The sequence below is a fragment of the Mesorhizobium sp. M7A.F.Ca.ET.027.03.2.1 genome (assembly GCF_003999175.1).
In the GTDB taxonomy this organism is placed as follows: Bacteria; Pseudomonadota; Alphaproteobacteria; order Rhizobiales; family Rhizobiaceae; genus Mesorhizobium.
In genome coordinates this window covers 1-1,787 of record NZ_RZOM01001178.1, presented here as the reverse complement: position 1 = coordinate 1,787, position 1,787 = coordinate 1, and the positions used below count along the sequence as shown (strand labels likewise).

Genomic DNA, 1,787 nt, shown 5'->3' with positions numbered 1-1,787 from the left:
GGATTTCCGCGGTGCCGGCGCAAATTGCCGGGCCACGGTTCTCTTGGATCATTCGCCAGCTTCGAACGCCGCCGCGACCGGTTCGTCGGCGAGCGGGCTCGAACGAAGTGCGCGCCCCCTACCAGAGCTTCAGCGCTTCCCGGTGAATCCGTGCGACAATCTTCCACGTCATGCGGGGAAACTTCAAGGGGCAGGCTGCAAGCGGGGCTGTGCCAAGCAGATTGCTCGCGCCGGCGGGCATCTGTGCCTGTGCACAGCCAAGGCGCAGCGCGTCAAAAAACGCCTATGACCGCAGAATTCCTTGTGCGATAGATTTAGCCATGCGTTATGTAATCGTCATTGCCGCCATCGCATTTTTTTTGATCTGGGATGGCATGTACAATCAGGGCCGCTATCTCGACACCGCTGTGAGAGAGCTTAGTCATGTTGTGCGATATGTTACCAGCAAAGCTTAACTCCAGTGGCAGCAGCCGCGACATCCTTGTCGATTGACGCCAACGTCCTGCCGTCACAAAAGACCCCGGCACTTTGATCGAGGAGGCGGGGTTGATCCGGCATATCGTTTTCTTCAGCGCGCGGCGAAAAGAGGATGTCGAGGCTGTGCGCACCGGCTTGCTGGCGCTCGGCGACATTCCTCATTCCAGCCTGTTCGAGGTCACGCTCAACACCAAGGTGGATCCGCTGTCGGATGAGGTCGACGTGGTTGTCTATGCGGAGTTCGTCGATGACGCCGCGCTGGCCGCCTACAAGGCGCACCCGCTCTACGCGCAGACCACCAGCAAGGTCAAACCGATGCGTGAACTGCGCTATTCCGCCGATGTAGTCGCGGGGAGCTGATCGAACCTTGCTCCAGGGGCGCCTTTCGACGTCCGGTGAATTGACGGGCGAACTGGCCGGTATTGCGATCAAGTCTTGAACGGCTTTGCGGAATGATGCACATCGCGCCTGCATGACCAAAACCGCAGCCGCAGGCACCCATCCGCTCGATCATCTGGTGCTGCCGACGCACAGCCTCGATGTGGCGCGAGCCCGGCTCACCGCGCTTGGCTTCGTCGTTGCCCCGACCGGAATCCATCCGTTCGGAACGGAAAACTGCTGTGTTTTCCTGGCCGACGGCACCTATCTCGAACCTTTGGCGGTCGGCGACGAGCAGGTGGCGGCAAAGGCTATCGCAGACGGCAATGTCTTCGTCGCGCGTGATCGCGCCTATCGCGACAGCAACGGCGACGAGGGATTTTCCGCCATTGTTCTAGGCACGGGCAATGCCGATGCCGACCATGCACGCTATGTCGATGCCGGCATCTCGGCGGGAGACATGCTGGGTTTTTCGCGCGCCTTCACCGACCCTGCCGGCAAAAGCGACATCGCGTCGTTCAAGCTCGCCTTTGCGGCCGGAGCCGAAGCCACGGACGCCTTTCTGTTTGCCTGCGAGCGGGTCAACGCGCCTGATGTGGATCGCACGGCTTTGCAGGCCCACGCCAACGGCGCGACCGGAATTGTCGAGATCTTGGCGGTCAGCGATGCGCCCGGAAAGCAGCATGGGCTGATTTCCGTGGCGGTGGATGATCCGGCCGCCGACGGGCAGGGCGGCATTTTTCCCTTGCCGAATGCGGATTTGAGCGTGCTTGACCGCGCGGCTTTCACCGCGCGCTTCGGCCTGCCGGCCGGCGCGCCGACAGATCTACGCTTCGCAGCGGTGGTCTTTTCGGTCCGGAACGCCGATGTGACATCGAGGCTGCTTGCAGCCAATTCCGTCCTACACAATATAGCGGGCAATGATATCGTCG

The 1,787-nt window shown here is 61.3% G+C and carries 3 protein-coding genes; all 3 read left to right on the top strand.

Annotated features, from left to right (window positions below; genetic code table 11):
• Positions 1 to 289: hypothetical protein (locus EN750_RS40100; RefSeq protein ID WP_210212788.1), on the top strand; the 289-nt coding region annotated here is incomplete at its 5' end.
• A 257-nt stretch (positions 290 to 546) separates the two neighbouring features.
• A complete protein-coding gene (locus tag EN750_RS32650) occupies positions 547 to 837 on the top strand; it encodes a Dabb family protein (RefSeq protein WP_127323248.1) in 291 nt (96 codons plus the stop codon).
• 112 nt (positions 838 to 949) lie between these two features.
• Positions 950 to 1,787 (top strand): VOC family protein (locus tag EN750_RS32645; protein WP_145968132.1); only part of this gene is annotated, 838 nt, incomplete at its 3' end.